At 54.4% G+C, this 26994-nt stretch carries 29 protein-coding genes; 18 read left to right on the top strand and 11 right to left on the bottom strand.

The genetic code is table 11. The features are described from left to right. Positions 1-10 precede the first annotated feature (10 nt). The 7 genes from G506_RS0100335 to ltnD form a co-directional block, all read right to left on the bottom strand. Positions 11-553 (bottom strand): redoxin domain-containing protein, encoded by a 543-nt coding sequence (locus tag G506_RS0100335; RefSeq protein ID WP_028115137.1) that lies wholly within the window; start codon positions 551-553, stop codon positions 11-13. A 55-nt stretch (positions 554-608) separates the two neighbouring features. Continuing rightward, positions 609-1751: a glycerate kinase gene (locus G506_RS0100340; protein ID WP_028115138.1), complete on the bottom strand. Its 1143-nt coding sequence runs from the start codon at positions 1749-1751 to the stop codon at positions 609-611. Positions 1752-1895: 144 nt separating this feature from the next. After that, positions 1896-3371, bottom strand: coding sequence for a GntP family permease (locus G506_RS0100345; RefSeq protein WP_028115139.1), 1476 nt, complete (start codon positions 3369-3371; stop codon positions 1896-1898). A 60-nt stretch (positions 3372-3431) separates the two neighbouring features. After that, positions 3432-4205: a 2-oxo-tetronate isomerase gene (otnI, locus tag G506_RS0100350; protein WP_028115140.1), complete on the bottom strand. Its 774-nt coding sequence runs from the start codon at positions 4203-4205 to the stop codon at positions 3432-3434. Then, on the bottom strand, positions 4198-4854 hold the full coding sequence (gene otnC, locus G506_RS0100355) for a 3-oxo-tetronate 4-phosphate decarboxylase (protein WP_240473365.1): 657 nt from the start codon (positions 4852-4854) through the stop codon (positions 4198-4200). Before otnC ends, otnI begins: the two co-directional genes overlap by 8 nt. Positions 4855-4856: 2 nt before the next feature. Continuing rightward, positions 4857-6113, bottom strand: a complete 1257-nt coding sequence (gene otnK, locus G506_RS0100360) for a 3-oxo-tetronate kinase (RefSeq protein ID WP_156904738.1) — start codon at positions 6111-6113, stop codon at positions 4857-4859. Beyond that, a complete protein-coding gene (gene ltnD / locus G506_RS0100365; protein WP_028115143.1) occupies positions 6113-7009 on the bottom strand; it encodes an L-threonate dehydrogenase in 897 nt (298 codons plus the stop codon). Before ltnD ends, otnK begins: the two co-directional genes overlap by 1 nt. Positions 7010-7258: 249 nt before the next feature. Here ltnD and G506_RS0100370 point away from each other — a divergent pair, with 249 nt between their 5' ends. Next, positions 7259-8017 carry a DeoR/GlpR family DNA-binding transcription regulator gene (locus G506_RS0100370; protein WP_028115144.1) on the top strand — a complete coding sequence of 253 codons (759 nt, stop codon included), beginning with the start codon at positions 7259-7261 and terminating at the stop codon, positions 8015-8017. 15 nt (positions 8018-8032) lie between these two features. Here G506_RS0100370 and G506_RS18275 read toward each other — a convergent pair whose 3' ends face one another. Next, positions 8033-8596: a cytochrome c3 family protein gene (locus G506_RS18275; protein ID WP_051201778.1), complete on the bottom strand. Its 564-nt coding sequence runs from the start codon at positions 8594-8596 to the stop codon at positions 8033-8035. A gap of 303 nt (positions 8597-8899) precedes the next feature. Between G506_RS18275 and G506_RS0100380 the strand changes: the two genes are divergently transcribed. From G506_RS0100380 to glnS, 4 genes are all read left to right on the top strand, one after another. Next, positions 8900-9127: a FeoA family protein gene (locus G506_RS0100380; RefSeq protein ID WP_028115145.1), complete on the top strand. Its 228-nt coding sequence runs from the start codon at positions 8900-8902 to the stop codon at positions 9125-9127. Positions 9128-9130: 3 nt separating this feature from the next. Beyond that, positions 9131-11308, top strand: coding sequence for a ferrous iron transport protein B (feoB, locus tag G506_RS18280; RefSeq protein ID WP_035386859.1), 2178 nt, complete (start codon positions 9131-9133; stop codon positions 11306-11308). A 111-nt stretch (positions 11309-11419) separates the two neighbouring features. Continuing rightward, positions 11420-11995: a NapC/NirT family cytochrome c gene (locus G506_RS0100390; RefSeq protein ID WP_028115146.1), complete on the top strand. Its 576-nt coding sequence runs from the start codon at positions 11420-11422 to the stop codon at positions 11993-11995. Between the two features lie 118 nt (positions 11996-12113). Then, positions 12114-13784: a glutamine--tRNA ligase gene (glnS, locus tag G506_RS0100395; protein WP_028115147.1), complete on the top strand. Its 1671-nt coding sequence runs from the start codon at positions 12114-12116 to the stop codon at positions 13782-13784. Between the two features lie 119 nt (positions 13785-13903). On the opposite strand, the gene fur is transcribed toward glnS, so the two are convergent. Then, on the bottom strand, positions 13904-14335 hold the full coding sequence (gene fur / locus G506_RS0100400) for a ferric iron uptake transcriptional regulator (RefSeq protein ID WP_028115148.1): 432 nt from the start codon (positions 14333-14335) through the stop codon (positions 13904-13906). Between the two features lie 318 nt (positions 14336-14653). Between fur and cobB the strand changes: the two genes are divergently transcribed. Beyond that, positions 14654-15361 (top strand): Sir2 family NAD+-dependent deacetylase, encoded by a 708-nt coding sequence (cobB, locus tag G506_RS0100405; protein ID WP_028115149.1) that lies wholly within the window; start codon positions 14654-14656, stop codon positions 15359-15361. Here the strand turns inward: cobB and bioA are convergent. After that, positions 15342-16646 carry an adenosylmethionine--8-amino-7-oxononanoate transaminase gene (gene bioA, locus G506_RS0100410; RefSeq protein WP_028115150.1) on the bottom strand — a complete coding sequence of 435 codons (1305 nt, stop codon included), beginning with the start codon at positions 16644-16646 and terminating at the stop codon, positions 15342-15344. The genes cobB and bioA overlap by 20 nt on opposite strands. A 98-nt stretch (positions 16647-16744) precedes the next feature. On the opposite strand from bioA, the gene bioB reads away from it, so the two are divergent. From bioB to G506_RS0100445, 7 genes are all read left to right on the top strand, one after another. Next, positions 16745-17782, top strand: a complete 1038-nt coding sequence (gene bioB, locus G506_RS0100415) for a biotin synthase BioB (RefSeq protein WP_028115151.1) — start codon at positions 16745-16747, stop codon at positions 17780-17782. Next, a complete protein-coding gene (locus G506_RS18285) occupies positions 17712-18926 on the top strand; it encodes an aminotransferase class I/II-fold pyridoxal phosphate-dependent enzyme (RefSeq protein WP_205619442.1) in 1215 nt (404 codons plus the stop codon). Before bioB ends, G506_RS18285 begins: the two co-directional genes overlap by 71 nt. Continuing rightward, entirely contained in the window at positions 18919-19635 is a 717-nt protein-coding gene (locus G506_RS20225) for a methyltransferase domain-containing protein (RefSeq protein ID WP_051201780.1), read from the top strand. The genes G506_RS18285 and G506_RS20225 overlap by 8 nt, the downstream gene beginning before the upstream one ends. Further along, complete coding sequence (bioD, locus tag G506_RS18295; RefSeq protein ID WP_084631125.1) at positions 19635-20318, top strand: dethiobiotin synthase; 684 nt, start codon at positions 19635-19637, stop codon at positions 20316-20318. The genes G506_RS20225 and bioD overlap by 1 nt, the downstream gene beginning before the upstream one ends. 155 nt (positions 20319-20473) lie before the next feature. Next, positions 20474-21349: a protease HtpX gene (gene htpX / locus G506_RS0100435; protein ID WP_028115152.1), complete on the top strand. Its 876-nt coding sequence runs from the start codon at positions 20474-20476 to the stop codon at positions 21347-21349. Between the two features lie 157 nt (positions 21350-21506). Then, complete coding sequence (locus G506_RS0100440) at positions 21507-21845, top strand: cytochrome c3 family protein (protein ID WP_035386860.1); 339 nt, start codon at positions 21507-21509, stop codon at positions 21843-21845. Positions 21846-22049: 204 nt separating this feature from the next. Further along, on the top strand, positions 22050-22358 hold the full coding sequence (locus tag G506_RS0100445) for a cytochrome c3 family protein (RefSeq protein WP_028115154.1): 309 nt from the start codon (positions 22050-22052) through the stop codon (positions 22356-22358). Positions 22359-22433: 75 nt separating this feature from the next. On the opposite strand, the gene queD is transcribed toward G506_RS0100445, so the two are convergent. Continuing rightward, positions 22434-22796 carry a 6-carboxytetrahydropterin synthase QueD gene (queD, locus tag G506_RS0100450; RefSeq protein ID WP_028115155.1) on the bottom strand — a complete coding sequence of 121 codons (363 nt, stop codon included), beginning with the start codon at positions 22794-22796 and terminating at the stop codon, positions 22434-22436. Between the two features lie 177 nt (positions 22797-22973). Here queD and G506_RS0100455 point away from each other — a divergent pair, with 177 nt between their 5' ends. From G506_RS0100455 to G506_RS0100475, 5 genes are all read left to right on the top strand, one after another. Next, positions 22974-23177 (top strand): hypothetical protein, encoded by a 204-nt coding sequence (locus tag G506_RS0100455; protein WP_028115156.1) that lies wholly within the window; start codon positions 22974-22976, stop codon positions 23175-23177. A gap of 11 nt (positions 23178-23188) precedes the next feature. After that, positions 23189-24073, top strand: coding sequence for a bifunctional methionine sulfoxide reductase B/A protein (locus G506_RS0100460; protein ID WP_028115157.1), 885 nt, complete (start codon positions 23189-23191; stop codon positions 24071-24073). 48 nt (positions 24074-24121) lie between these two features. Next, positions 24122-24661 carry a heme NO-binding domain-containing protein gene (locus tag G506_RS0100465; protein ID WP_028115158.1) on the top strand — a complete coding sequence of 180 codons (540 nt, stop codon included), beginning with the start codon at positions 24122-24124 and terminating at the stop codon, positions 24659-24661. A 1-nt stretch (position 24662) separates the two neighbouring features. Then, positions 24663-26360, top strand: coding sequence for a response regulator (locus G506_RS0100470; protein ID WP_028115159.1), 1698 nt, complete (start codon positions 24663-24665; stop codon positions 26358-26360). A gap of 110 nt (positions 26361-26470) precedes the next feature. Further along, on the top strand, positions 26471-26938 hold the full coding sequence (locus G506_RS0100475) for a low molecular weight protein-tyrosine-phosphatase (protein WP_028115160.1): 468 nt from the start codon (positions 26471-26473) through the stop codon (positions 26936-26938). The last annotated feature ends 56 nt before the right edge of the window (positions 26939-26994 follow it).

The following is a 26994-nucleotide window of genomic DNA, read 5'->3' on the forward strand; positions in this document are numbered from 1 at the left end:
CTTTTTGTTGTCAGTAATTGGCAGTGCCGCGAATTGGGTAGTGGTTGTTGGGATCTTTAATCCAATTTAGACCACGGGTCAGGGCGCCTAACTCTGGCCGAACAAATGGATTGTTGGAGATATCCACCACATGCAGCAGACCCTGTTCGTTCACCACAAACAGCCCTGGTTCAGCGAAGTTATGGTCCGTTTCCTGTTCAGAGCGGGGCAGTGAGATATACAGCCCCAGTTGCTGCATCTGCGCTTCGGTTAGGCCATACGCGATTGGGAAGCTGACGTTCAATTGCTCTTGGTGTGCTTCAAACTGCGCCAACGAATCACCAGAAACCGCCAACACCTCGACATCGGCATCAGCAAAGGCTTGTTTGAAACTCTCAATCTCATTCAGGTAACGGGTACACAGCGGGCAGTGCTTACCCCGATAAACGAATACTGCTTGCCAGCCCTTACCGGTTACTGGTGTGCCCAAAATGGCGCTGCCACCACTGGTTAATTTGACACTGATATCCGTTGGAAATTGCTCGCCTGCATTAAGTTTGACTGACGTTGCCATCACTACTCCTTAGTTAAAACCGATAGGTGGTACCACTGCACTTTAGCGTATGCCATTAGAGTGCGTTAGATGCTAGCTGCCATACCCGCATAATGTTCTCGGCCATCTGCGCGAGGTTGCTGGCAGACAGCCGTTTGATCTGTTCAAAATCCATCGAGCCGGTTACGCAATCAAAGATGGCATCGATGCCGTGATCGAGCACCACGTGGGCATCTTCGCGCAGGCAACCGGCGATGGCAATAACCGGGATCTGTTGTGCCTTAGCGCGTTTGGCCACGCCGATCGGGGTTTTACCGGCGATGGTTTGCGCATCCATTCTGCCTTCGCCGGTGATCACCAGATCGGCACCTTTTAGTACCTCGTCTATGCCGATGGCATCCATCACCAATTCCACCCCAGGCCGCATGGTTGCACTGAGAAATGCCAAGGCTGCCGCGCCCATGCCACCGGCCGCACCGGCGCCAGGAGTGTTCAGTACCGATTTTCCTAACTGCTGCTCAATGACGTTGCCAAAATGCTGCAGCGCGTTATCCAGTTCCGCCACCATTTTTGGGGTTGCCCCCTTTTGAGGGCCAAAGATCGCTGAAGCGCCGCGCTCGCCACACAGTGGGTTATTGACATCGCAGGCGACTTGCACCTGAATCTGAGTTAAGCGTGGATCGAGTTCACTGATGTCGATGCTGGCTAGACGTGCCAGCTCGGCGCCGCCACCGGACAATGAGTTACCGTTATGGTCGAGCAGCTTTACCCCAAGCGCCCGCAGCATGCCGGCACCGCCATCGTTGGTGGCACTGCCACCAAGACCCAGCAGCAGGGTCGAGATCCCACAATCCAGCGCTGCTTTGATCAGTTCACCAGTGCCGTAGCTGCAGGTAATGCGTGGATCTCGTTGCGTTGGCGGTACTAGATGAAGGCCGGAGGCTTCCGCCATTTCAATAATGGCGCTGCTGCCATCGCCAAGCAGCGCAAAGCGTGCGCTGACCGATTGCCCGAGAGGTCCAGTTACCGTGGCCTGCTTAAATTCGCCGCCGGTGGCCGCGACCATCGCTTCGACGGTGCCTTCACCGCCGTCGGCGGCCGGCAGTTTAATGATCTCGGCATCGGCCAGTACTCGGCGGATGCCGGTCTCGATATGGCTTGCCACTTCTAATGCGGTAAGGGTTTCTTTAAAGGAATCTGGGGCGATGACAATTTTCATAATGATCTTGGTCTTAGCTCGACTGGCGTCAGTATGGCGGAGTTTATTGCCGTGTGCTGTGGGATGTAGCACAGAGCGGAGGCTCTAATTGGCTGAAATAAAAACGCCCCGACGAACGCGGGGCGTACTTGTAAGCGGTGCAAATTAGCTGTTGGCTTGGGCCAGTTGCGGCGCCACTTTACCTTGCTTTTTCGACCACATCACAATGATCGCCAAGGTGATCAGCGGCAGCACCAAGTCAAACAGGGTACCGGCAGAGCCGAACACCAGGTTCAGTGCCGTTACCATCAGTGCGCCAACGCCCCAAGCGATCATCGCAGTCACACACCAGATCTCCATCTGCGCGGCAGTGTCATCCACACCCAGAGTGCGGTTTACCACGTGGAAGTAGGAATCGTTGAAGTGAGAGAAACCAATCGCGCCTACAGCACAGGCCAGTGCCACGAATACTGGGTCCAGACCCAGACCCGGAACCATTGGTGCAGTAATGGTGGCGGCGGTGATCATTGCTACGGTGGCAGAACCTTGCGCCAGACGCAGCAGGGAAGAGATCACCAGTGGGATCAGAATTGGTGGCAGGCCAGTGGCAGCAATGCCTTCAGCGATGGTATCGCCGGCACCAGAAGCACGCAGTACCGCGCCCATGGCACCACCGGCACCGGTTACCAACAGAATGATACCGGTAGCAGATACGCCGTGTTCCATCGAAGCGATGATCTCTTGGCGAGGAATGTGACGGGTCAGACCGTACAGTGCCACCAGCATACCGATACCAACGGCGATCACTGGGTGACCTGCCAGCTGCAGGGCGTTATATGCGAGGCTGGCGGTTTCGCCTTCTGGCAGCGGGCCAACCAGAGTTTTTGCCAAGATCAGTATGATTGGCAGCAGGATTGGTGCGAACGACAGGAAGTTGCTTGGCAATTTGCTTTCGTCTTCGGCAGTCATGTCTTTGACGCCGGCAAACATCTTCGGCTCGGTGATCCAGCTGCCATCTTGGGCAGGAACGCGGTAGTACTTTTCACCCATGCGACGGGTGTAGTACATGGTGCCCAGCATCATCGGAATGGCAACAATCAGACCCCACACCATGTAAGCGCCCAGATCCACGCCCAGCAGTGCTGCTACGCCTACCGGACCCGGCGTTGGTGGCACCAGTGCGTGGGTGATCAGCAGACCAATCGCCAGAGCGCTGCCCAGACCAACCATGGATTTGCCGGTGTTGGCGGAAATAGCGCGTACCAGTGATTGCAGCAACACATAAGCAGAGTCACAGAACACCGGAATGGAAACAAGGATGCCGGTGAAGCCCAACGCCAGATCTTCACGGCCTTTGCCGAAGATCTTGATAAAGGTGCGAGCCATCCGCTTGGCGGCGCCGGACACTTCAAAGCACGCGCCCATCATCACACCGAAACCGATGATCAGACCGATGGAGGACAGCGTGCCACCGAAACCGGAGGTCAACGCATTGGTCAGCGCGTTCGGATCCATACCGCCAAACAGGCCGATGATCACGGCGGTGATCACCATCGCCAAGAAGATGTGGATTCGAGTTTTTAACACCATGCCGAGCAGCGCAAGCATGCCGACAACAACACCAATGATGGTAGTTTCCATATCAAATTCCATGATGTAGTGGGGAGGGCTGGTGCCAATCAGCACCAGCATGTTGGGGAATTAGTTCAACTGAGTAAGCCAGTTCAAGCCGGACTGGGTGTCGTGGCGTGGCTTGTATTCACAGCCAATAAAGCCGTGGTAGTGGTTATCCAGTACCTTGAACAGATGGGCGTAGTTCAGCTCGCCTTCACTTGGCTCGTGACGCTCTGGTACCGAGGCAATCTGAACGTGGCCAATCACATCGGCCAGTTCTTCAATCAGCCTGGAGAGATCGCCATCCATGATCTGGGCGTGGTAGGTATCGAACTGCAGCTTAACGTTTGGCTTACCCACTTGGCGGATAAGCTCGGCGGCGTCGCGCTGATGGGCTAAGAAGTAGTTCGGCACATCACGGTTATTTAGCGGCTCAATCAGCAGCTCAATGCCATGTTCGGCGTACAGCTCGGCGGCCCAGCGCAGGTTGCTTAAGAAGGTGTCGATGTGCAGATCGATGCTGAATTGCGGGTCAATGATGCCGCTCATCGCGTGCACTTTGTTACACCCTAAAGCGATGGCGTATTCCAACGCTTGCTCGGCGGCAACCCGAAACTCTTGTTCACGACCTGGTAGCGCCGCGGTGCCTTTTTCGCCGTTGTCCCAATCGCCTGGGTACATGTTAAACAGCGACATTGACAGCTGATGTTCGCTGAGCAGATCAGCCAGCAACTGCTTGTCGTAGGCGTATGGGAACAGGAACTCGACAGCAGTAAACCCGGCTTGCTTAGCCGCAGCGAAGCGCTCTAGAAACGGCACTTCGTTGAACAGCATGGTCAGGTTGGCGGCGAACTTAGCCATATTTGGCCTCCAGAGTGGCGACTTCAGCGTCGCTTAAATAACGGATCGGTTGCTGCTGCATCAGTTGCATCAGCTTGGCGGTCTCTTCCAGCTCTTCCATGTTGTCGCCGGCGTCGAACAGATCTTTGCCAGCGCACACAGGACCATGATTGGCCAGCAACATGGCGCGATGCTGCGGGGCTAAGGCCGCCAAGTGTTCGGCGATTTCAGCGGCACCCGGAGCAAAATAAGGCACCACCGGCAGTTGGCCGATGCGCATCACAAAGTAGGGCGTGAACGGCTTAATGCAGTTGTTGCTGTCCAGATCGTCGCGGCAAGAGAGGGCGGTTAGATAGGTACAGTGCAGGTGGACGATGGCGCCATAGCTTGGGTTGGCGCGGTAGATGGCTAAGTGAAACTGCACCTCTTTCGACGGTTTATCGCCGCTAAGGTGATTGCCATCAATGTCGACCTTGCTTAAACGGTCGGCCTGCAAGCGGCCCATGCTGGAACCGGTTGGCGTCGCCAAGTAGTTGCCGCAGGGCAGGCGCAGCGAGATATTGCCGGCGCCGCCGGTGGCGTAGCCGCGGTTAAACAGTGATTGGCCGTAATCCACCAGCTGCTGGCGCAGCTGGTTTTCAATCTCGGCGTGGTTATGCAGTTCTGCCACGATTACGCCTCGATCATCCGTTGGGCGCGGGCGAAAAAGTCCACTTGGCCGAAGTTGCCGGATTTCAGCGTCAGGCTTAGCGGTGCATCGATCGCTTTCACCCATGGCACCCCTGGGGCAATTTGCGGACCGATGTGGAATGCTTGCACCTCAAGGCGTTGCGTGACGATGGAAGAGGTCTCGCCGCCGGCAACGATAAAGTTCTGTACCCCGTGTTCACGGCACAGCTCCGCGACTTTGGCAAAGGTCTGTTCGACCGCATGGGCAGCGCGTTCGGCGCCAAATTCCGCTTGGATCTGCGCTAATCGATGCTGATCGGCGGTGGCGTAGACCATCGGCGCCATGGCGTTATCCAACTTTGGCAGTAGCCAGTTGATAACCTCAAGTGGGTAATCTGGTTGTTCGATGCAGGCTTTGATATCCAGCACCATGTGTTCCGCTTGGGCTTGATAATCGGCAACCTGAGCGTTGGTCATCTGCGAGCAAGAGCCGCACAGCACCACGGTTTTGGCTTGGCTTGGCTTAGCGGCGCTGTTGTCGATGCTGCCGCTAGACAGATGACGGGCTAACCCCAAGGCTAGGCCTGAACCGCCAGTGACCAGCGGCAGTTCCGCCACGGCGGCGCCCAGCACTTCCAGGTGAGTCTCGGTTAAGGTGTCCAGTACCGCATAACGGTGGCCGGCCTGTTCGATCTCCGCCAGACGGGCTTTGACCGCGTCGCTGCCTTGATCGATGGTGGCGGCATTCACTAGGCCACAGGTGCCTTGCGCTTGCGCTTCCATCAGTCGCAGCAGGTTGGAGTCGGTCATTGGCGTCACTGGATGATGGCGCATGCCAGAATCGGACAGCAGTTGTTCACCAACAAACAGATGACCCATGTAAACGCTGCGGCCATTGACCGGCAGCGATGGGCAGATGATGGTCAGCTTGCTATCAAGCTTGGCCATCAGGGCGTCGGTTACCGGACCGATATTGCCTTTGGCGGTGCTGTCGAAGGTCGAGCAGTACTTGAAGTAGATCTGCGCCGCGCCTTGAGCTTTTAGCCAGTCACAGGCGGCGATGGAATCGGCCACCGCTTCATCGACCGGACAAGAGCGAGACTTGAGGCTGATCACCACCGCATCGGTATCCAGCGCCATGGCATCGCTTGGTACGCCAGAGAACTGCATGGTGCGTAGGCCGTTTTCCACCAAGAAGCTGGCGATGTCGGTAGCACCGGTAAAGTCATCGGCAATAACGCCGATCTTCAGCGCTGGCATTATTTGGCCTCCGGCAGGGTGATGCCTTGGAAGGTCTTGATCACCGCGGCGTCCGCTTCATGGCCGTAACCGGCGTTAGAGGCGTTCAGGTACATGTTGTGGGCGGCGCTGGCCAGTGGCGTTGGGAAGTTCAGGCTCTTGGCGGTTTCGGCCACCAGGCCCATATCTTTCACGAAGATATCGACCATTGAAGTTGGGGTGTAATCGCCGCTAACCACGTGCTTCATGCGGTTTTCAAACATCCAGCTGTTGCCGGCGGCGTTGGTCACGACGTCGTACATGGTGTCCAGTGGAATACCAGCCTTGGCGGCCATCGCCATCGCTTCGGCGCCGGCGGCAATGTGCACCCCAGCCAGCAATTGGTGGATGATCTTAACGGTCGCACCCAGGCCAATTTCGCTGCCGACGTTGTAGGTTTTGCCGGAGGTAGCATCCAGCACCGGTTGCAGCTTGGCAAAGGCTTCGGCAGAGCCGGAGGCCATGATGGTCATCTCACCCGCCGCCGCTTTCGCCGCACCACCGGAAACTGGCGCGTCTAACATCAGCAGATCACGCTGCGCCAGTTTTTGGCCAAAGATCTTGGCATCGTCGGCACTGATGGTGGCAGAGATCATTACTGCAGTACCCGGTTTCAGCGCATCCGCCAGACCCAGATCGAACAGAATGGTGTTTGCCTGCTTGGCGTTAACTACCAGCATCAGCACGCTGTCGAAGTTGGCGGCAAATTCTTTGGCATCGGTGCCCACCGCTTCAGCGCCGTGGTTTTTTAGCTCGTCTAGGGCGACTGGGTTTAGGTCGAAACCGTAGGTAGTAAGACCGGCGTTGATGCAGGATTTAGCGGCGCCCATGCCCATGGAGCCCAAACCGATAACCGCGACTGAATGACCGTTGCTCATTGATACTTCCGAAACTTGTTGTTAACCGATGTTAAAAAAGCTGATGAGAAATTCAGCTTTATCGTTTTATGTGGTTATTTTCACAGAAATTAACGAGCGCGGTGGGCTGTTACCGTTGGTGACTGGAACTCTGTGATCTAAATCAAAATCAGGACTGTCGGCGGCGTTAACTGGGTGGCATTGATTGACAGGGCGACGGCCAACGTGATGTTGTGTGGCGCTGAATTTTCACAGCAAATCACAGCTACGATGATCCCCGCCGAACGCCAACGTTGCATCTTGCAAGCCCTTGAACAGCATGAGATCCGCACCATCCATCAGTTAACCGAACTGCTGGGGGTTTCCCATATGACGGTGCGCCGTGACATCGCGAACTTAGAGGCAAAAGGGCGGTTATTTTCGGTTTTAGGCGGGGTGCAGCGAGTAGAGTCGGTGCGCGAAGAACCGAGCCATCGCGTTAAGCTAGAGATGAACACCGAAGTGAAACGGCGGATCGCTGCGGCCGCTGTAACTTTGGTGCCAGCCAATGCCACTGTCTATCTCGATGCTGGCACTACCACCTTGGCGTTGGCAAAACTGTTGGCGGAACGCGCTGATCTGTTGGTGGTTAGCAACGATCTGGTGATCGCTAACTACCTGGCGGCGCAGGGGCGTTGTCGGCAGTACCTGACTGGCGGCTTTGTCGATGCCGCCAACCATTCTTGCGTTGGTAATTTGACCGCTACCTTTATTAGCCAATTGAATATTGATGTCGCTTTTATCTCGACCTCTTGTTGGGATCGGCGCGGGATCTCCTTTCCAAGCGAACATAAAGTGGTGGTAAAAAAAGCGCTACTGGAGGTCGCCAAGCAATCGGTGCTGCTGGCGGATTCGTCCAAATTTGGTCGCAGTGGTGCGTTTTTAGGGCTTAGCAACAGCCAATTTGATCTGGTGATCAGCGACAGCGATCTGCCGCATTCGTTTCAAGAGTTGCTAACCCAGCAGCAGGTCGCGTTGCAACTGGTGTAGCGGCGGCCGTGCTGATTAAAACAGCAGATCGATTGGCGTGCCGTGGGGGTTATGGCAACTGGTGCAAACGGCGCCGCTGAAACTTTGTTGGCGGCGGTGGCTTAAATTGTCGCCTTTGCGGCTGTGACAGTGAGTGCAGGTTTTTACCTCGGCTTGAGGATCGAGCACATTGTTGCCGCTGTTATGAATGGCATGGCAATCGGTACAAGCTAAGTTGACTCGATTGTGGGTAGATTCATTCCAGCCCATATGCGGCATATCCTGATGGCAACTTAAACAGACCGAATTCTTGCTGGCCGCAGGCAGCGGTGAATCGGCGCCGAAGGCGATCATTGTGGCATCGGCATCTACCCCGTGGTGACCTAACTTACCGTGGCAGCTTTGACAGCCGCTGCCCAGCGGTGCGGTCAAGATCCCAGCATGAGCGCCAGCACTTAACGGGATTATGGTGGTTTCGGCCTGATGACACGGCAAGCAGGGGGAATCCAGCGACGGCGTTTGTTGGCTAATTGGTTGCGGGTAGACGGTGCCAGTTTGAGCGATTGCCAGTGGTGACAGCAGCAGTACTAGTGCGGCCATACGGTAGCCTAATCTGCTGCAATTCCCTGTCGCCTGTCGCCAATCCATCAAGTTCACCTGTGTGAGATTTTGATAACAAGCGCTTAGGTTACCTCTTTGGTGGTATCAAGAAATCTCAGCGTGCCGTTTTTGCAAAATTGATCCCGTTATTGGCGTTGCTCAAGTTGAACGTAATGAAAATGATTCGCAACGCCACTTAGAAAGGCAAAGTTAGATATCGGTCAGAGTTTTAGCAGTCGATGGGAGTATACTGATGGCAAATGAAAGTAATTAACATTTAGTTGTTTGGTTAGGAAACCGCCGATGAAGTTGTCAGAGATGAACAATGGCCAGCGGGCAAACATCGTAGAGATGGATGCGGCCGGTCTTGAACAAGGCTTACTGATTAAGCTTACCGCAATGGGTTTTGTTGCCGGTTCAGTGGTGGAAGTGATCCGTCGAGCACCAATGGGCAAAGGGATCCAGCTGCGTTTACGCGGCAGTGATCTGTGTTTGACTCCGGCGCTGGCGGCGCGGGTAAAGGTGGCGTAACCGATGAAAAATTATGTTGTTGTTGGTAATCCCAACTCCGGTAAGTCGACCCTGTTCAACCTATTAACTGGTGACAATGCCAAAGTTGGTAACTGGGCAGGTGTAACTGTTGCGGCTCGTCATGCCAAACTGCAATTGGCGGATGAGGCGATCAATCTGATCGATCTGCCGGGCATGTACGAACTGGGCGCACTGGATACCTCTGAAGATGAGGCGGTATCTCGGCGGGTGCTGCTGGCTCGCGATTACGACGCCATTATCAACGTTGTTGATGCCACCCAACTCGAGCGTCATCTATACCTGACCACGCAACTGCGGGAATTGGGCAAACCGATGATTATCCTACTGAATAAGTGGGATTCGGCGCGCCAGCAAAACCTTAATATCAGCACCGACGAGATTGCCGCCAAGTTTGGCTGTCCGGTGTATGGGATTTCTGCTCGCACCGGTAAGTGTCGCGATTACACCCTACAAGGGATTGCGCAACTAGCGACCCAAGCGCTGCCTGCGTGGCAGTTGGATTACGGTCAAAGCTTCGAGCAACTGCTGGCGCAGCAGGGCGACGATCGGGTTACCTCGTTGGTGGCGTTGGTTAATAGCCAAGGCGGCTCTCAGCATCTGCAACACGTTTCGGCGGTGCGTTACGGCTTTATCGAACAGCTGCTGAATGATGCCCGTAAGCCAACCTCCTTTGGACAGAGCATCACCGATAAATTGGATAAAGTGGTTCTGCATCCAGTCGCCGGCGTGCCGGTGTTCCTGGGGATGATGTACCTGACCTTTATGTTCGCCATCCACATGGGCGCGTCCTTTATCGACTGGTTCGATATTATGGCGGGCACCCTGTTTGTTGATGGCACTGCGCAAGCACTGGCGGCGATCGGTGCCCCAGATCTGCTGATCGGCCTGCTGTCTAATGGCGTCGGTGCCGGTATTCAAACCGTGGCGACCTTTGTGCCGGTCGTGGCATTTATGTTCTTCGCCTTAGGCGTGTTGGAAACTTCTGGTTATCTGGCTCGCGCCGCCTTTGTGGTGGAAGGTTTTATGAACCGCATCGGTTTGCCGGGTAAAGCCTTTGTGCCGCTGATCGTGGGCTTCGGCTGTAACGTGCCGGCGATCACCGCAACTCGTGCACTGGATGACAAACGCCAGCGGATCATGGCATCGATGATGGCACCGTTTATGTCTTGTGGTGCTCGTCTGCCGGTTTATGCGCTGTTCGCGGCGGCGTTTTTCCCAGAATCTGGGCAAAACTTAGTATTCGTGCTGTATCTGGTAGGCATTTTAGCGGCGGTATTGACCGGTCTGTTCCTGCGTTACTCGCTGCTGCCAGGCGATGCTGGCATGTCGGTGATGGAGATGCCGTCTTACGAGATGCCTAAGCTGAAAACCATCCTCAATCGCACTTGGATGCGTACCCGCCAGTTTGTGCTGGGCGCCGGTAAAGTGATTGTGGTCATGGTGACTCTGCTGAGCTTTGCCAATACCGTTGGTACTGACGGTTCCATTGGTAATGAAGACACCGACAACTCGCTGTTGGCGGTAGCCGCCCAATCGGTTACCCCAGTGTTTGCCCCGATGGGGATCCAGCAAGATAACTGGGAAGCAACCGTCGGCATTATCACCGGGATCTTTGCCAAAGAAGCGGTGGTTGGCACCTTGAATGCGCTATACACCCCGGCGGATGGCGAAGAGGGTGGCGAATGGGATCTGTGGGGCGCCTTTGTTGAAGCGAACTACACCATCCCGGACAACATGCTGGGGATCAACTTCCGTGATCCGCTGGGCATGGATATTGGTGATGTGTCAGAAATGAATGCGGCTGCTGAAGCCTTGGAAGTTGAGGTTGCCTCTCTGACTAACCTGCAAGCCGGTTTCGTGTCGACTACCGCTGCTGTGGCTTACCTGCTGTTTATCCTGTTGTATACCCCATGTGCGGCAGTATTGGGGGCAATGGCCGGTGAACTGGGCAATCGTTGGACCGCGTTCTCTGCCGTTTGGACTTTGGTGCTGGCCTACTGTGTGGCGACCGCTTACTACCAATTGCTGAGCTTCGGCATTGCCGGTGCTTGGGTGCTGTTGCCGATGGCGCTGGTATTTGGTATCGCGTTTGTGGTGATGCGCCGCTTGGGCAAGCGGGTTCGTCAAGGCGCTGGTGACATCGCGATTGTGATGAAGTAACCAGGTTACTATTCTGGTGTACTAAGGCGCTCTTCGGAGCGCCTTTTTATTGCGTATAACAGTGACGCTTAAACTATCTTTTTTGAGTGAGTTAGCAAAAGAGAGAGAACCATGGCTGAACAAAACAACGGGGTTTGGAGCAAACCTAGGGCGTGGTGGCGCTTTGGGGTGCCGATCGGCGGCTTGCTGGCTTTTGTGGTTGGCGCTCTGGCGTGGGTCGGCTTCGATTATTCCCTGCACTGGAGTAGCACCAACGAGTTTTGTACCTCCTGTCACAATTCACCGTCAGCATGGGTGTGGGAGGAATATCAGCAAACCCCGCACTACAACACGGCCTCCGGCATCGCCGCAACCTGTCATGACTGTCATATTCCCAACGAGTTTTTCCCAAAACTGTGGGTAAAGGGCACCAGCGCGTTAAAACACGTCAGCCATCAAATTCTAGATCCCTACCAAGACAAAGCGGAGTTTGAACAAAACCGTCTGCGTCTGGCTGAGCAAGTGTGGGCTGCTTACCGTAAGGATGACTCGAAAAACTGTCGCTCCTGCCATGACGTCAATCAATGGGATATGGCCAAGCAAAGCGAGACGGCAGCGCAGTTTCACCAAGTGTTGTACGAAGAGGAACACCCCACCTGCATCGATTGCCACAAAGGGATCGCCCACCACTTACCACAACAGTGGTGACATTCTGTTCGGCAGCGCTGAGTTGGCGGTGAAAACCGCTTGCTCAGTAGTTGCCACTGCTGGGAAGTTGTCGCATCATACCGCTCTTATTTATCTGTATTAATTAACGAGGAAGCGCATGAGCCAGCCGGACACCGAAGTACGTCCCAGCAACTTTATCCGCAACATTATTGATGAAGATCTGGCCACTGGTAAGCACCAGAGTGTGCACACCCGTTTTCCGCCTGAGCCAAACGGCTACTTGCACATCGGCCATGCTAAGTCCATCTGTCTGAACTTCGGCATCGCCAAAGATTACCAGGGCAAATGTAACCTGCGTTTTGACGACACCAACCCGGTAAAAGAAGATATCGAGTACGTTGAGTCGATCAAAAAAGACGTAGAGTGGTTGGGCTTTGAGTGGGACGGCGACGTTCGCTACTCCTCCGATTACTTCGATGCTCTGTATGGCTATGCGGTCGAGCTGATCAACAAAGGTTTGGCCTACGTTGACGAGCTGAGCCCAGATGAGATCCGCGAATACCGTGGCACCTTGACTGCGCCAGGCAAACCTAGCCCGTACCGCGATCGCAGCGTTGAAGAGAACTTGGCGTTGTTTGAGAAGATGCGTGACGGTGGCTTCGAAGAGGGCAAAGCCTGTCTGCGTGCCAAAATCGACATGGCCTCTTCCTTTATCGTGATGCGCGATCCGGTGCTGTACCGCATTAAGTTTGCTCACCACCACCAGACCGGTGACAAGTGGTGCATCTACCCGATGTACGACTTCACCCACTGTATTTCTGATGCGATTGAGGACATCACTCACTCCATCTGTACTTTGGAGTTCCAAGATAACCGTCGTCTGTACGACTGGGTACTGGACAACATCACCATCGCATCACGTCCTCGTCAGTACGAATTCAGCCGCTTGAATCTGGAATACACCATGATGTCCAAGCGCAAGCTGAACCAGCTGGTGACCGACAAGCACGTTTCCGGTTGGGACGATCCTCGGATGCCAACCATCTCTGGTCTGCGCCGTCGTGGTTACACCCCTGCAGCCGTGCGGGAGTTCTGTAAGCGCATTGGTGTGACCAAAATGGAAAACACCGTTGAGATGGGCATGCTGGAAGCCTGTATCCGTGACGATCTGAACAGCAATGCGCCACGCGCGATGGCGGTTCTGGATCCAATCAAGCTGGTACTGGAAAACTACCCAGAGGGCGAAGTGGAGATGCTGACCATCTCTAACCACCCATCTGACGAGTCCATGGGCAACCGCGAAGTGCCGTTCTCTCGTGAACTGTACATCGAAGCGGAAGACTTCCGTGAAGAAGCCAACAAGAAGTTCAAGCGTCTGGTAACTGGTAAGAAAGTGCGTCTGCGCGGTGCTTACGTGGTGACCGCAGAGCGTTGTGACAAAGACGAAAACGGCAATGTCACTACCGTTTACTGCAGCGTTGACCGCGATACTCTGGGTGTAGATCCGGCTGATGGCGTTAAGCCAAAAGGCGTTATCCACTGGGTATCCGCTGAGCACGCGCTGGACGCGGAAGTACGTCTGTACGACCGTCTGTTCACCATCGCTAACCCGAACGTGGGTGAACTGGAAGAGACTTTGAATCCAGAGTCGCTGACCGTGATTGCCGCCAAGGTAGAACCGGCTCTGGCGCACGCTGAAGTAGAAAAAGCCTACCAGTTCGAGCGCATGGGTTACTTCTGTGCCGACAACAAAGATTCCGCTGCCGACAAGCTGGTGTTTAACCGCACCGTGGGCCTGCGTGATTCTTGGGCCAAAATCTCTGACTAAGCTTTGACGTAGTCAGTAATATAGAAAACGGCGTCCACTGGACGCCGTTTTGGTGTTTGCTCGCAACAAAAAAGCGCCGGCTTATCGCTCGGCGCTTTTTCATGAATTGATGCAAACCCTTACTGGTCGTTATGTTCGCAGTTGTCGTTGGTGCAGTGACCGTACAGGTACAAGCTGTGATTGGTTAGCTTGATGTTGTGCTTTAGCGCGATCTCATGTTGGCGCTTTTCAATCATCTCATCGCTAAATTCGATCACTTTGCCGCAATCTAAACATACCAAGTGATCATGGTGGTGCTGGCTGGCCAGTTCGAATACCGCTTTGCCGCTCTCGAAGTGGTGGCGGGAGACAATGCCGGCGTCATCAAATTGATTCAGCACTCGATATACGGTGGCAAGACCGATCTCTTCACCAGATTCCAACAGCAGCTTGTACAGATCTTCGGCGCTGATGTGTTGATTGTCAGGGCGTTGCAGTAATTCGAGGATCTTCACCCGAGGTAGAGTGACCTTCAGGCCTGCTTTTCGTAACGCTTGATTCTCGTCTGCCATGATTCTCTCTGATGGTTATTGGGCGTTATTCCCTTAAACATTAGCGGCCATTATAGGAATCTTCGGCACAAGTTAAAACCATTAGCTTTGTAGGGTGAAGCTTCTATAAGCTATAAATCACAAATATTTAGGCGCGAGTCACTGAGCGCTGGTGAATTTTCAGGCTGGTGACAACAATCTTTGCTGAAATTCGATTGATTGTTGTTCTCAGTAGAGTTGTTGTTCGCAAAAAAATGGCGAATTTACCGGCTTATCAACACCTTGGCTAAATCGGTATGCCGATGGCGATAAGCCCGTTGCGAAGGATATTCAGCAATTATGTACCAACGGATTGTGGTGTTAACTGGGGCGGGGATCTCAGCGGAATCGGGGGTTCGCACCTTTCGTGCCAGTGATGGTTTATGGGAAGAACATCGGATTGAAGATGTTGCCACTCCCGAGGGGTATTGGCGCGACCCGGGTTTGGTACAACGGTTTTACAACCAGCGCCGCCAAGGGCTTGCGCAAGTGGAAGCCAATGCCGCCCATCGCGCATTAGGCCGTTTGGCCCAAGAGTTTGTCGGTGAATTGCTGTTGGTGACCCAAAACATCGATAACTTGCATGAGCAGGGCGGCAGCAACCAAGTACTGCACATGCATGGTGAGCTGACCAAAGCCCGCTGCCCCAAGAGCCAGCAGGTGTTTGCACTCACCGAACCGTTCAGTGACGATAATCTTTGTACCTGCTGTGAGTTGCCGCAGGTGCTGCGGCCGCATGTGGTGTGGTTTGGTGAGATGCCATTTGGCCTCGATCGCACTTACCAGGCGCTAAAGCAGTGCGATCTGTTTATCGCTATCGGCACTTCCGGCACCGTCTATCCGGCTGCCGGTTTTGTCGAGCAAGCCAATCTCGCTGGCGCCACCACGGTGGAGCTGAACCTTGCTCCGCGTGAAGCCCACAGTCAGTTCGATCTTCACCGCCAAGGCAAAGCCGGCACTTTGGTGCCGGAGTTAGTGGAACAGCTGCTTAATGGTCAGAGATTGTAAAACAGCGCTCGTTATTTAAGGCATCGTACAGAGCGTTGGTCAATTGCCGAAGTTCGGCGCTGCTGACGATGTAGGGCGGCATGATGTACAGCAACTTGCCAAATGGTCGGATCCACACCCCGCGCTCAACAAAAAACTGTTGGATGGTCGCCACATCAACAGCGCGCTTGGTTTCCACCACGCCGATGGCACCGAACACCCGCACGTCTGCCACGGTATCGAGGGTGCGACATGGGGCTAACTCCGCCTGCAATTGTTCCTCGATGGCTGCTACTTGTTGTTGCCACTGGCCTTGATTAATCAGATCTAAACTGGCGCTGGCCACAGCACAAGCCAAAGGATTGGCCATAAACGTGGGGCCGTGCATGAATACCCCAGCGGCGCTGTTGCATACTCCGGCGGCGATGGCATCGGTCGCTAAGGTGGCGGCCAAGGTCATGGTGCCGCCGGTCAACGCCTTCCCAAGACAGAGGATGTCCGGTACCACCTCGGCGTGTTGATAGGCAAACAGCTTGCCGGTACGACCGAAGCCGGTGGCGATCTCATCAAAAATCAGCACCACCTGATGCTTATCGCATAACTGCCTGAGCTTTTGCAGGTAGGCGGCACCGTAGAAGCGCATGCCGCCGGCGCCCTGGACCATCGGTTCGACGATTACCGCCGCCAACTGCCCGCCATACTGGTTAAAGCCTTGCTCTAATGCCATTGCATCTTGCTGGCTAAGCGGTTGATGTAAGCCGGTGGTTGGCCTTGGTAAAAAGTGCGCTTTAGGCAGCACAGCTTGAAACAAACTGTGCATGCCATTGACCGGATCGCAGACGCTCATCGCCGCAAAGGTATCGCCATGGTAGCCGCCACGAATGGTCATGATCTCGGTGCGCTGAGCGGCGCCTATCCCTTGCTGATATTGCAGCGCCATCTTCAGTGCCACCTCTACGGCCACGGAACCTGAATCCGCCAGAAACAGTTTGTTGAGTGGCTCCGCGGTCATCGCCAGCAAGCGTTTGCCTAGCTCTACCGCTGGTTGATGGGTAATGCCGCCAAACATCACATGGCTCATGCGATCAATCTGCGCTTTGGCCGCGGCAGATAGGGCGGGGTGCTGGTAGCCATGGATGGTGCTCCACCAACTGCTCATGCCATCGATCAGGCAGCGGCCATCCTCCAACTGCAAATAGACCCCTTCGGCTGACACTACGGGATAGCATGGCAGTGGCGCCGTGGTGGAAGTGTAGGGGTGCCAAAGGTGGTCTCGGTCAAACTGCAGATCGATTGGGTTGGTCATAAAGTAATCATTAGTTAAGTTGGTAATTGCTCGTCGGTTGACAGTGTACTGTCGAGCATTATCCTAGCCAACCACAATGCCTTAAAAATCAAACTGGAATGACCATGGCTGTGACACGACACGACTGGACTGTTGATGAGATCCAAACGCTGCTGGCGAAACCCTTAAATGATCTGTTGTTTGAAGCACAGAGCGTTCACCGGCAGCACTCTGATCCTAATCAGGTGCAAATTTCACGGCTGTTGTCGATTAAGACCGGCGCTTGCCCCGAAGATTGCAAATATTGTCCACAAAGCGCTCGCTATCACACTGGTCTGGCGACCGAGCAATTGGTTGAGGTGGAAAAGGTCCTGACCGAGGCTCGCGCTGCTCAGGCGGCGGGCGCGAGCCGCTTCTGTATGGGGGCGGCCTGGCGTAATCCACGTGAGCGCGACATGCCGTACCTGCTGCAGATGGTCAAAGAGGTCAAAGCGATGGGGATGGAAACCTGCATGACCTTGGGCATGCTCAGCGTCGAACAAGCGCAGGCACTGGCGGAAGCCGGTTTGGATTATTACAACCATAACCTTGATACCTCGCCGGAGTTTTACGGCGAAATCATCTCAACCCGCAGTTACGATGACCGCTTAAATACCTTAGATGTGGTGCGCCAAGCGGGGATGAAGGTCTGTTCTGGCGGCATTATTGGCATGGGCGAGCAGGGCAAAGATCGCGCTGGGCTGTTGCAGCAGTTGGCAAACCTGGCTGTTCATCCAGAAAGTGTACCGATCAATATGTTGGTGAAAGTGGCGGGAACGCCAATGGCGGAGCAAGCGGATCTGGATCCGATCGAATTTGTGCGGGTAATCGCGGTTGCTCGAATTCTGATGCCGACCTCGCACGTACGGTTATCGGCAGGACGCGAGAATATGACCGACGAACTGCAAGCGATGTGTTTCTTTGCTGGCGCCAACTCGATCTTCTACGGCTGCAAATTATTAACCACCGCCAACCCGCGGGAAAACGATGATATGACGCTGTTCGAGCGACTTGGGATCCGTCCTGAGGCCGGCGGTGCCAAACACATTGAGCAGCTTAAACCTGTGCTACCTGCTGCAACCGCTGACTCTGATCTGTTTTACGATGCCGCACGCTAGTTCGCCAATGCCTAGTGGCTGGCAGCAGCGATTGCAGCAGATCGTGACTGATCGTCAAGCCAATGGTTTGTTGCGGCAACGAACGGTGATTGAGCCCCACAATGGCCGTGAGCTATCACTAGCTGGGCAACGACTGCTGCAGTTTGCTTCCAATGATTATTTGGGGCTGGCGTTTGCCAATGAACCGCTGGCGCCGATGGGGGCCGGGGCCTCGGCGTTGGTCAGTGGTTATCACCAAGCCCATCAACAGTTGGAGCAGCAGTTGTGTCAGTTGTTGGGGTTTGAGGCGGCGCTGCTGTTTAGCTCGGGCTTTGCCGCTAATTCGGCGCCATTGGCACTGCTGCAAGCCGGGGATCGGCTGCTGGCGGACAAACTGATCCACGCCTCGGTGGTCGATGCGGCGCAGGCTAGCGCGGCCACGCTACGACGATTTCCGCATAACAATATGAAAGTACTGGGCCGTTGGCTTGGTTCTGCTCCGGTTGATGGTGTGACCATGGTGGCAACCGAATCGCTGTTTTCAATGGATGGTGATCAGGCGCCGCTTGCGGATCTGGTGGCGTTGTGTCGGCAGCATGGGGCGCTGAGTTGGATTGATGACGCCCATGGCTTTGGGATCCTTGGTGCTCAAGGTTTAGGTGCCAGCGAAATTGCTAAGCCGGATCTGCTGACGGTAACTTTTGGTAAAGCGCTGGGTGCCAGCGGAGCGGCACTACTGGGTAGCAAGGCGGTGATTGATGCCATCTTGCAGAGCAGCCGTCACTATACCTATTCCACCGCGATGCCAGCGGATCTGGCACAGCGGATCAGCTTGCGGCTGCAGACGATCCAAACCTGCGACAAACGCCAGCACCTTAAGCAACTGATTGCGGAGTTTAGGCGCCAAGCAGCCGTGCACAACTTGCCGTTGTTGCCATCTAGCTCACCCATTCAGCCGCTGCTTTGCCAAAACGCCGAACACGCCAGTGCACTGGCGCTGCAACTGCGCCGTGAGGGATTATTTGTGGCGGCGATCCGGCCACCGACGGTGCCACAAGCGCGCGTAAGAGTGGTGCTTAATGCTTGCCATCGATTGGACGATATTAGCCGCTTGGTGGTGGCACTGGCGACCCACTATCACTGTGGCGAGGGCGCTGATGAGTAAGGTGGCTCGTTGTTTTGGTGCCGCCGCCGCCGATTATGACAACCACGCTCAGCTGCAGCGCTGGGCGGCGATGCAGCTGCTGGCGCGAGCACAACCAATTGAGCGATGGCTTGATGTTGGCGCCGGTACCGGTTTTGTCAGCGCCCGCCTGCCCGCTGAGCAGATTGTGCAACTGGATATCGCCATGCCGATGCTCAAAGCAAACCGTGGTCAAGGGCGCCTGCTGGCGGATATGCAGCAGTTGCCGCTGCAAGATGCCAGTGTCGACGCCATTGCCGCTAATCTGTCACTGCAATGGAGTGAATCGTTCAGCCAAAGCTTGCAAGAGGCGGCGCGGGTGTGCCGAACCGGTGGGCAGTTGCTGTTTAGCGTGCCAGCTGAAGATACCTTCAGTGAACTTGCTCCGCTGATACGTAACGGCGAGTTGGCGGCGAACCGCTTTGCGAGTGCCGAGCAGTTGACCAGCCAGTTAATCAGCAGTGGTTGGCAACCGCGGGCGATTGAACCGTTGCAACTAACGCTCTATTTCGACAGTCCTAAAGCGTTGCTGCAACACTTTAAAGCGACCGGTGCACAACATGCCAATCGCCATCATGGCCTTAAGGGACGAGGTTGGTGGCAACGGGTGTGCCAGCACCTGGAGCAATTTCGCGGCGTTCAAGGACTGCCGCTAACCTGGAAACTGTATCTGGTGGAGGCCAGTCGATGATCTACTTTGTTACCGGCACCGATACCGATGCCGGCAAAACGGTGGTGACCGCCGGTTTGTTGCGAGCGGCGGGCGAGCGCAGCCTTGGTATTAAACCAATCGCTTCTGGCTGCCAAGTAACGGCGGTGGGACTGCGTAACAGCGATGCCTTAGCGTTGATGGCCGCCAGTGGTATGAAGTTGCCTTATCACCAAGTCAACCCCATCGCCTTGGAGCCTGCGATAGCGCCGCATATTGCCGCGGCGCAAGCGGGGACGCCACTGTCAATCGCAATGCTCAGTGAGCAACTACCACAGGCAGCGATGGCGGATGCATCGCTGTGTCTAGTCGAAGGGGCTGGTGGTTGGCGCTTGCCGCTTAATTTTGAGCAAACTTTGCCGCAGTGGCTGCAACAGCAGCAGTGGCCAGTGGTGCTGGTCGTTGGCATGAAACTGGGCTGTCTAAATCACGCCTTGCTGACTGCCGAGGCGATCCGCCGAGATGGCTTGCAGTTAGTCGGCTGGATTGCCAACCAAGTGGATCCGCAGATGAGCTGCTTTGATGCCAATGTGGCGACCTTAACGGCAATGCTTGATGCGCCGCTGCTGGCACAGGTCCCCCATCTAGATGACCAACAGCAGGCGTATCGGTATCTGGTTGGTGCCGCAGACTACCTGTTGCATTGTGAAGCAACTTCAGCTTAATCAAACGGTTGTGATGTGGCGCATAAATGCGATTTAAAAATCTGCGATTAATTTCAACAGCAGCCCTTGAGAAACCTTGCTACTGCTACCATATCAGCGACTACAGCGGCGGCTAATTAGTAGCTGCCGCTGCTTAATGCTGATTAGGAGAAAAAATGAAACGCATTGCTCTGTTCTTAATTACCAACATCGCGGTGATGTTGGTGTTAGGTGTGGTGTTAACTTTGCTTACCTCAGTACTGGGGATCGGCCACGGCAGCGTAGGCTACTTGGTAGTACTGGCTGGCGTATTTGGTTTTGGTGGTTCACTGGTCTCGCTGCAGATGTCCAAATGGATGGCGAAAAAATCCATGGATCTGCAAGTTATCGATCACCCACAAGATGAACAAGAGCGTTGGTTGGTTGAAACCGTTGCGTCTCAAGCTCAGCGTGCCGGCATTAAAATGCCAGAAGTGGCTATCTACCACGGTCCAGAGATGAACGCCTTTGCCACTGGTCCAAGCCGCAACAACTCTCTGGTAGCGGTTTCTACCGGTTTGCTGTACGGCATGAACAAAGACGAGATTGAAGCGGTGCTGGCCCACGAAGTGAGCCACGTTGCTAATGGCGATATGGTTACCATGGCGCTGATGCAGGGTGTAGTGAACACCTTTGTTATCTTCGCGGCTCGTTTTATTGCTGGTACCGTGTCTAACGTCCTAGGTGGCGATGATGAAGAGAGCGGCGAAGAAGCCTCTTACATGACCTACTTCGTGGTGTCGATGGTACTGGAGATCCTGTTCGGTATGTTGGCGTCGGTTATCGTCATGTACTACTCCCGTCAACGTGAGTACCGTGCCGATGAAGGCGGCGCCGCTTTGGCTGGTCGCCACAAGATGATTGCCGCACTGGAGCGTCTGCGCAACAACCACGAAAGCAGCATGCCAGCCAATATGGCGGCCTTCGGTATTAGCGGTAAGAGCGCAATGTCTGAATTGCTGCTGACTCACCCACCGCTGGAAAAGCGTATTGCCAGCCTGCAACAGGGTTAATGGTTTGGGTTGATCCCACATGACAGCACAACGGCGATCTTCGGATCGCCGTTTTTATTACCAGCTATCAGCTACTAGATATCCTTGCAGTAAAAGTCACAACAGCCGCGCCCGCTCAGGCTACAGTTATCGGGTCGAAATCGTGGAGGAACGGTCGATGAAGTTAACTCAAATTGCGTCCAGTTTAGCGCTCGCTGGCACCATGACTTTTGCGGGCAGCCTTGCTGCAGAGGAGTTGCTGGCGGATTTTCATGTCGAGATGAACGGTGGTTGCGAGTCCTGTCACGTTAATGATGGCGTGCCGTCAGAGGATTTTGTGGTTGAAAATGAGCAATGTGCCAGCTGTCATGGCGCTGCTGACGAGCTTGAGGGCGAACATCACGCTATCCATGCTGAAGTACTGATGTGCAGCGATTGTCACAATCCGCATGAACTGAACGTTGGTCAAAAGCCCAGCTGTGATAACTGTCATGACGATGGCCGCAGTGCCCCGTAAAAAGTGCTTCGATCGTGGCACTGGTGACGGTTGTTATCCTAAGTGGATATGAAGCGAGTTTGTGTAGGAATTTCCAGTAACACTGAAACCGTGATCGAGCCGATGGATCGGTAAGTGATCCTCAACTAAATTAGCGCCCGCAGATTTGTCCTTAAGGAACAGCACCTTTGACGATCTGCAGCGATAACAATTGAGGATGAACAAATGTACAAAAAGTTGCTAGTTGCCCTGTTTGGCATGGCGATGGCGACCGGTGCGCAAGCGGCACTGGCAGATATGCACGCAGAGATGAACGACGGCTGTGAAAGCTGCCACGCAGAAGGTATGCCTTCTGAAGACGGCGCATTCGAAATGGAACAGTGTGCCATGTGTCACGGCGCTCTGAACGAGATGGAAGGCGCGCATCCGGCTCACGATGGCCTGATGGAGTGTTCTGACTGTCACCAGCTGCACGAGCATGAAGCCGCTACTGAAGTGACCTGTGACGCTTGTCACGATGACGGTCGCAAGTAAGCTACTGCATTAAGAATTAAAAAAAAGCGCTGCGGGGTAACCGGCAGCGCTTTTTTATTGGCTGTGTGACGCGGGTTAGTCAGGGCGGTAACGACAGCCAGCGGTACAGGTTTCCATAATGTCGACTTGACTGAGCTGCGGCAGTGTTGGTTTAAGCTGTTGATAAATCCATTTGGCCAGCACTTCGCTGGTTGGGTTTTCCAGGCCGTCGATCTCATTCAGGTAGTGGTGATCTAAGCGGTCATAGATCGGCGCAAAAGCGCTTTTAAGCTCGCCAAAATCCATGATCCAGCCGCTGTGGGGATCAACCTCACCTTGGACGTAGATCCGCACTTTAAACGAGTGACCGTGTAATCGGCCGCATTTATGGCCTGCCGGAACGTTTGGCAGTTTGTGCGCCGCCTCAAAATAAAATTCCTTGTAGATCTCTGTGCTCATCCGTTGTTCTCTTCGTCGATCACTGGCGCGAGTCTGCCACGCAACTCCGGTTGCGACAACCTCCTTAGCTGAGAAACCTAATCGCTGCTATCGCCTGGGTGAATTGTGACCTAAATCACCATTGGTGTTACCCTACAGAGGACTTTTGAGGGAGCAGAGCCGAGGTGAACAATGAGGATGTTTGTCACTATTGCCGCAGCGCTGTTGGTAAGCGCCTGCAATGAGCCAGAGTTGGTTTGGGTGCATCCAGAACGAGGTGCCACCGACTTTATTCAAGATCGCGATACCTGTACCGCCCGTATCGATCGCCTGGACGCTGACTATAAAGCGTTGTTTGATAGCTGTATGGGCGATCTTGGCTGGCGTCAGCAGCAGATGTAACAGGGATCTTTATGGCACAATTAACCGAATTGGAACAGCGAGTACTGCGCGAAAAAGCCACCGAACACCCGTTTAGTGGCCGCTTTTTATATCTGCAAAGTGATGGCGTTTACCGTTGCCGCAATTGTGCTGCGCCGCTGTATCGAAGCGATGCCAAATTTGACGCTGGTTGCGGTTGGCCATCGTTTGATGATGAAATTGCCGGTGCCGTGCGGCGACAGGTCGATGCCGATGGTCGCCGCACCGAGATCCTCTGTGGTAACTGCAACGGCCACCTTGGTCATGTCTTTGCTGGCGAACAGTTGACGGCCCGCAACACCCGCCACTGCGTTAATGCGGCGGCCTTGGCTTTTACCCCCAACAGCACTGAAGGACAACAAGTCGCGGTGTTTGGTGGTGGCTGTTTTTGGTGCCTAGAGGCGTTGTTTCAACGGCTAATTGGGGTCGACAAGGTGGTTAGTGGCTATTGTGGCGGCGAGGCCAGCAAAGCCAATTACCCAGCGGTTTGCCGCGGCGACAGTGGCCATATAGAGGTGGTGCAGATCCACTTTACCCCCAGTGTTATCAGTTATGGCCAGTTGCTGGAGCTGTTTTTTGATTGCCATGATCCGTGCAGTTGGGATCAGCAGGGCGCTGATAAAGGCAGCCAATACCGCAGTGTTATTTTCGCTCAAAGCGAGGCACAGCATGCCGAAGCATTGGCACAAAAGCAGCAGCGGCAGCAGCACAGCCCGCAGCCGCTAGTAACCCAAATCAGTGCCGCACAACCGTTCTATTCTGCCGAAGCTGACCATCAGAACTACTATAACCAACACTCCAGTCAGGCCTATTGCGATTGGAATATCACCCCAAAAATCGCCAAGTTGCAGCAAAAGTACGCGGATCGATTTAAGTGAACCATCTACCCTTAAAGTAACAGCTATGGAGTGCATTAAGGGGCTTTGATGAAAGGGATCGTATTTACCGAATTCGTTGATATGGTCGATCAGCAGTTTGGCATGGAGATCACCGAGGCGATGCTCGACAGCGTTGAGCTGGCCTCTGGCGGTGCTTACACCCAAGTTGGCGACTACCATCACGGCGAGATGGTCGATCTGGTGGTGGCGCTGGCTAAGCAGGTTGATTTGCCGGTCGAGCAACTGTTGATCGCCTACGGGCGGGCGCTGTTTGATCGGTTGGTGACCATTCATAAAATCGACATCTATCGCTTCAGCGACAGCTTTGATTTCCTGCAACAGGTTGAAAACAACATCCACAAGCAGGTTCGCAAACTCTACGACAACGCCAACCCACCCACCTTTGAGTTTGATGAGGTTAACGGCAATACCATGGTGATGCGCTACCACAGCCATCGCGGCTTTGGTGCGGTGGCCGAAGGGTTGATTTTGCGCTGCATCGAGCGCTATGAGGAGCAAACCAAGCTGACGCGGATCCCGTTGAACGAGCAAGGTACTGAAGTTCGCTTTGTGCTGGAGCGCAGCTAGGGTGGCAATTAATTGGGAGCGTCGAGCCCAACGTGAGCGGGCCGCGCGAATTGCCGCCGAGCAGATGCTCGAGACGCGCAGTGAACAGTTGTATGAAGCCAATCAAGCGTTGGAGCGGATCAACCGCAACCAAAGTGACATCCTTGCTGATCAAAGCCAGCAGCTTGATCGCCGCCGTTTTTATGAAAGCTTGCTCAATCAAAGTTTCAGCTTGTTGCTCGATGCCTCGCTGGTGGTGCCCAAACGGGTGCTCGGCAAATTACTGCAACTGCTTGATGAACAGCAACCGTTTCGGCTGCAGATCGGCTGGCAGGGGCGTTGGTACAGCGCCAACGAGCACGATTTTGAGCCGGTGTGGCGCGGTTACAGTTGGCAGCAACTGGGCAGTGGCGACAGTGAAGTGCGCAAAGCCGGCGGACAAAGTGGGATATGGTGTCAATCGATGGAGCACCAAATTGCGCTGTTGTTTGTCAGCGACCAGCCCAAATTAGAGGAGGCGCAAAGCTGGTTTGTTCGCTCAATGCTTACCAGCCTCGAAGCGTTTGCGGTTAATGTGCAAGCTTACCAACAGTTGCAACAAGCGCAGCAGCAAACCGCTCATATGGCGCAGGTACGCTACCGTTTTTTGGCCTCTGTCACCCACGAACTGCGCACCCCGCTCAATGGCATGCTGGCCAGTACCGATCTGTTGCTGGAAAGTCAGCTTAATCCGCAGCAATTGGAACTGCTTAATATCATCAACTTGTCTGGCCAGAGTCTACTGGCGCTGATCAACGACGTGCTTGATTACGCCAAGATTGAAGATGGGGGCTTCGCGCTTAACCCACAGGCCAATGATTTGCAGCAACTGGTCACCGAGTCATTAGAGGTGGTGCGCCCGCAAGCGCAAGAGCAGGGCAACCAACTGAATCTAAATTGGCGCGGCGTTGCCCCTTGTGTGGTGTCGGTGGATGCGCTGCGCTTTAAACAGATCCTGCTGAACCTATTAAGCAATGCCATTAAGTTTACTCGCCAAGGTCGTATTGATGTCGATATTGATGCGACCCCACAGCAACAACATTGCCAGTTGCAACTGGCGATTCGCGATAGCGGCTGCGGCATTGAACGCGCCACCATCGCCAAAATTTTCAAGCCCTTTGCGCAAGCGGCAGGGGCGGAGCATCGCGGCACTGGCCTTGGGTTGGCGATCTGTAATCACCTTTGTCAGGTGATGGGCAGCAAGTTGGAAGTGCAATCAACCCCAGGAGTTGGTAGCACGTTTTCGTTCACACTGCTGTTGCCATTTGCCACCGTGCAACAGCAAGAGGAGGCGCCGGAGGATTATCGGCTCGATGGCGTTCGCTTGTTGCTAGTGGATGATACCCGCGCCAATCAACTGGTGGCCAAGTTGATGCTGGAAAAAGTTGGCGCGACCGTCGCTTTGGCCAGTGATGGCCTTGAGGCGATTGCACAGGAGCAGCAACAGCCATTTGATCTGATTTTAATGGATTGTCGGATGCCAAAGATGGATGGTTTTGATTGCACCGAGCAACTGCGCAGTAATGGCTGTCGGTTGCCAATCATCGCCTTAACCGCCACTACCACCGATGAAGATCTGCAGCGCTGCCATCGAGTTGGGATGAACGATGTGTTGTATAAGCCGATCCAAAAGGCGGTCATGCTGGCGAAAATTCAGCAGCATCTGGCGCCAGTTTGTTAGCGGCAGCGTTAACCGCAATGCCGCAGTATTGAACAGTGATCCAGCCCCAAGATTTTGCCGTGGCCAATTTGTTACGTTAGCGAGACGCTTAATTAAAGGAAACGCAGCATATGGATGTGGATTATCGTCAGCTAAAGTCGGTGTTGTTTGTCTGTCTCGGTAACATTTGCCGTTCGCCCACCGCCGAGGCGGTGTTTCGTACTAAAGCGCGGCAGCGCGGGGTTGAGTTGCAATTTGATTCGGCCGGGATCACCGCTTTTCATCAAGGACAACGTCCGGATCGTCGTACCATTGAAGCGGGTCGTAAGCGCGGTTTTGATTTTGCCAATATGAGCGCGCGCCAAATCGAGATGGCTGATTTTCACCGCTTTGATCTGATTTTGGCGGCGGATAAACAGAACTTGGCCGATCTGCATAAACTGGCTGACCGTCAACATCACGATAAGATTGGGCTGATTTTGTCGTTAGCCGGCAGCAACAAGGAGGTGCCGGATCCCTATTATGGTGGCAATCAAGGTTTCGAGCGGGTTTTGGATCTGCTTGAGGATGCCGCTGATAAGCTGCTGGCAAAAATCTGAGAGAAATAAAACGGCCACCCAATTGGGTGGCCGTTTTCATTTGGCTAATGCTCGCG

It is taken from the genome of Ferrimonas senticii DSM 18821 (assembly GCF_000422665.1).
Classification (GTDB): Bacteria; Pseudomonadota; Gammaproteobacteria; order Enterobacterales; family Shewanellaceae; genus Ferrimonas; species Ferrimonas senticii.

Coding starts and splice junctions, on each gene's coding strand:
- G506_RS0100390 (WP_028115146.1), top strand. CDS start 11,420: ATGGCTGAACAAAACAACGGGGTTTGGAGCAAACCTAGGGCGTGGTGG.
- otnI (WP_028115140.1), bottom strand. CDS start 4,205: ATGGCTAAGTTCGCCGCCAACCTGACCATGCTGTTCAACGAAGTGCCG.
- G506_RS0100345 (WP_028115139.1), bottom strand. CDS start 3,371: ATGGAAACTACCATCATTGGTGTTGTTGTCGGCATGCTTGCGCTGCTC.
- G506_RS0100455 (WP_028115156.1), top strand. CDS start 22,974: ATGTTTGTCACTATTGCCGCAGCGCTGTTGGTAAGCGCCTGCAATGAG.
- htpX (WP_028115152.1), top strand. CDS start 20,474: ATGAAACGCATTGCTCTGTTCTTAATTACCAACATCGCGGTGATGTTG.
- glnS (WP_028115147.1), top strand. CDS start 12,114: ATGAGCCAGCCGGACACCGAAGTACGTCCCAGCAACTTTATCCGCAAC.
- G506_RS18275 (WP_051201778.1), bottom strand. CDS start 8,596: ATGGCCGCACTAGTACTGCTGCTGTCACCACTGGCAATCGCTCAAACT.
- G506_RS20225 (WP_051201780.1), top strand. CDS start 18,919: ATGAGTAAGGTGGCTCGTTGTTTTGGTGCCGCCGCCGCCGATTATGAC.
- otnK (WP_156904738.1), bottom strand. CDS start 6,113: ATGCCAGCGCTGAAGATCGGCGTTATTGCCGATGACTTTACCGGTGCT.
- feoB (WP_035386859.1), top strand. CDS start 9,131: ATGAAAAATTATGTTGTTGTTGGTAATCCCAACTCCGGTAAGTCGACC.
- G506_RS0100445 (WP_028115154.1), top strand. CDS start 22,050: ATGTACAAAAAGTTGCTAGTTGCCCTGTTTGGCATGGCGATGGCGACC.
- G506_RS0100440 (WP_035386860.1), top strand. CDS start 21,507: ATGAAGTTAACTCAAATTGCGTCCAGTTTAGCGCTCGCTGGCACCATG.
- G506_RS0100380 (WP_028115145.1), top strand. CDS start 8,900: ATGAAGTTGTCAGAGATGAACAATGGCCAGCGGGCAAACATCGTAGAG.
- ltnD (WP_028115143.1), bottom strand. CDS start 7,009: ATGAGCAACGGTCATTCAGTCGCGGTTATCGGTTTGGGCTCCATGGGC.
- G506_RS0100370 (WP_028115144.1), top strand. CDS start 7,259: ATGATCCCCGCCGAACGCCAACGTTGCATCTTGCAAGCCCTTGAACAG.
- cobB (WP_028115149.1), top strand. CDS start 14,654: ATGTACCAACGGATTGTGGTGTTAACTGGGGCGGGGATCTCAGCGGAA.
- queD (WP_028115155.1), bottom strand. CDS start 22,796: ATGAGCACAGAGATCTACAAGGAATTTTATTTTGAGGCGGCGCACAAA.
- G506_RS0100465 (WP_028115158.1), top strand. CDS start 24,122: ATGAAAGGGATCGTATTTACCGAATTCGTTGATATGGTCGATCAGCAG.
- G506_RS0100340 (WP_028115138.1), bottom strand. CDS start 1,751: ATGAAAATTGTCATCGCCCCAGATTCCTTTAAAGAAACCCTTACCGCA.
- G506_RS0100475 (WP_028115160.1), top strand. CDS start 26,471: ATGGATGTGGATTATCGTCAGCTAAAGTCGGTGTTGTTTGTCTGTCTC.
- G506_RS0100460 (WP_028115157.1), top strand. CDS start 23,189: ATGGCACAATTAACCGAATTGGAACAGCGAGTACTGCGCGAAAAAGCC.
- fur (WP_028115148.1), bottom strand. CDS start 14,335: ATGGCAGACGAGAATCAAGCGTTACGAAAAGCAGGCCTGAAGGTCACT.
- bioB (WP_028115151.1), top strand. CDS start 16,745: ATGACCATGGCTGTGACACGACACGACTGGACTGTTGATGAGATCCAA.
- bioA (WP_028115150.1), bottom strand. CDS start 16,646: ATGACCAACCCAATCGATCTGCAGTTTGACCGAGACCACCTTTGGCAC.
- G506_RS0100335 (WP_028115137.1), bottom strand. CDS start 553: ATGGCAACGTCAGTCAAACTTAATGCAGGCGAGCAATTTCCAACGGAT.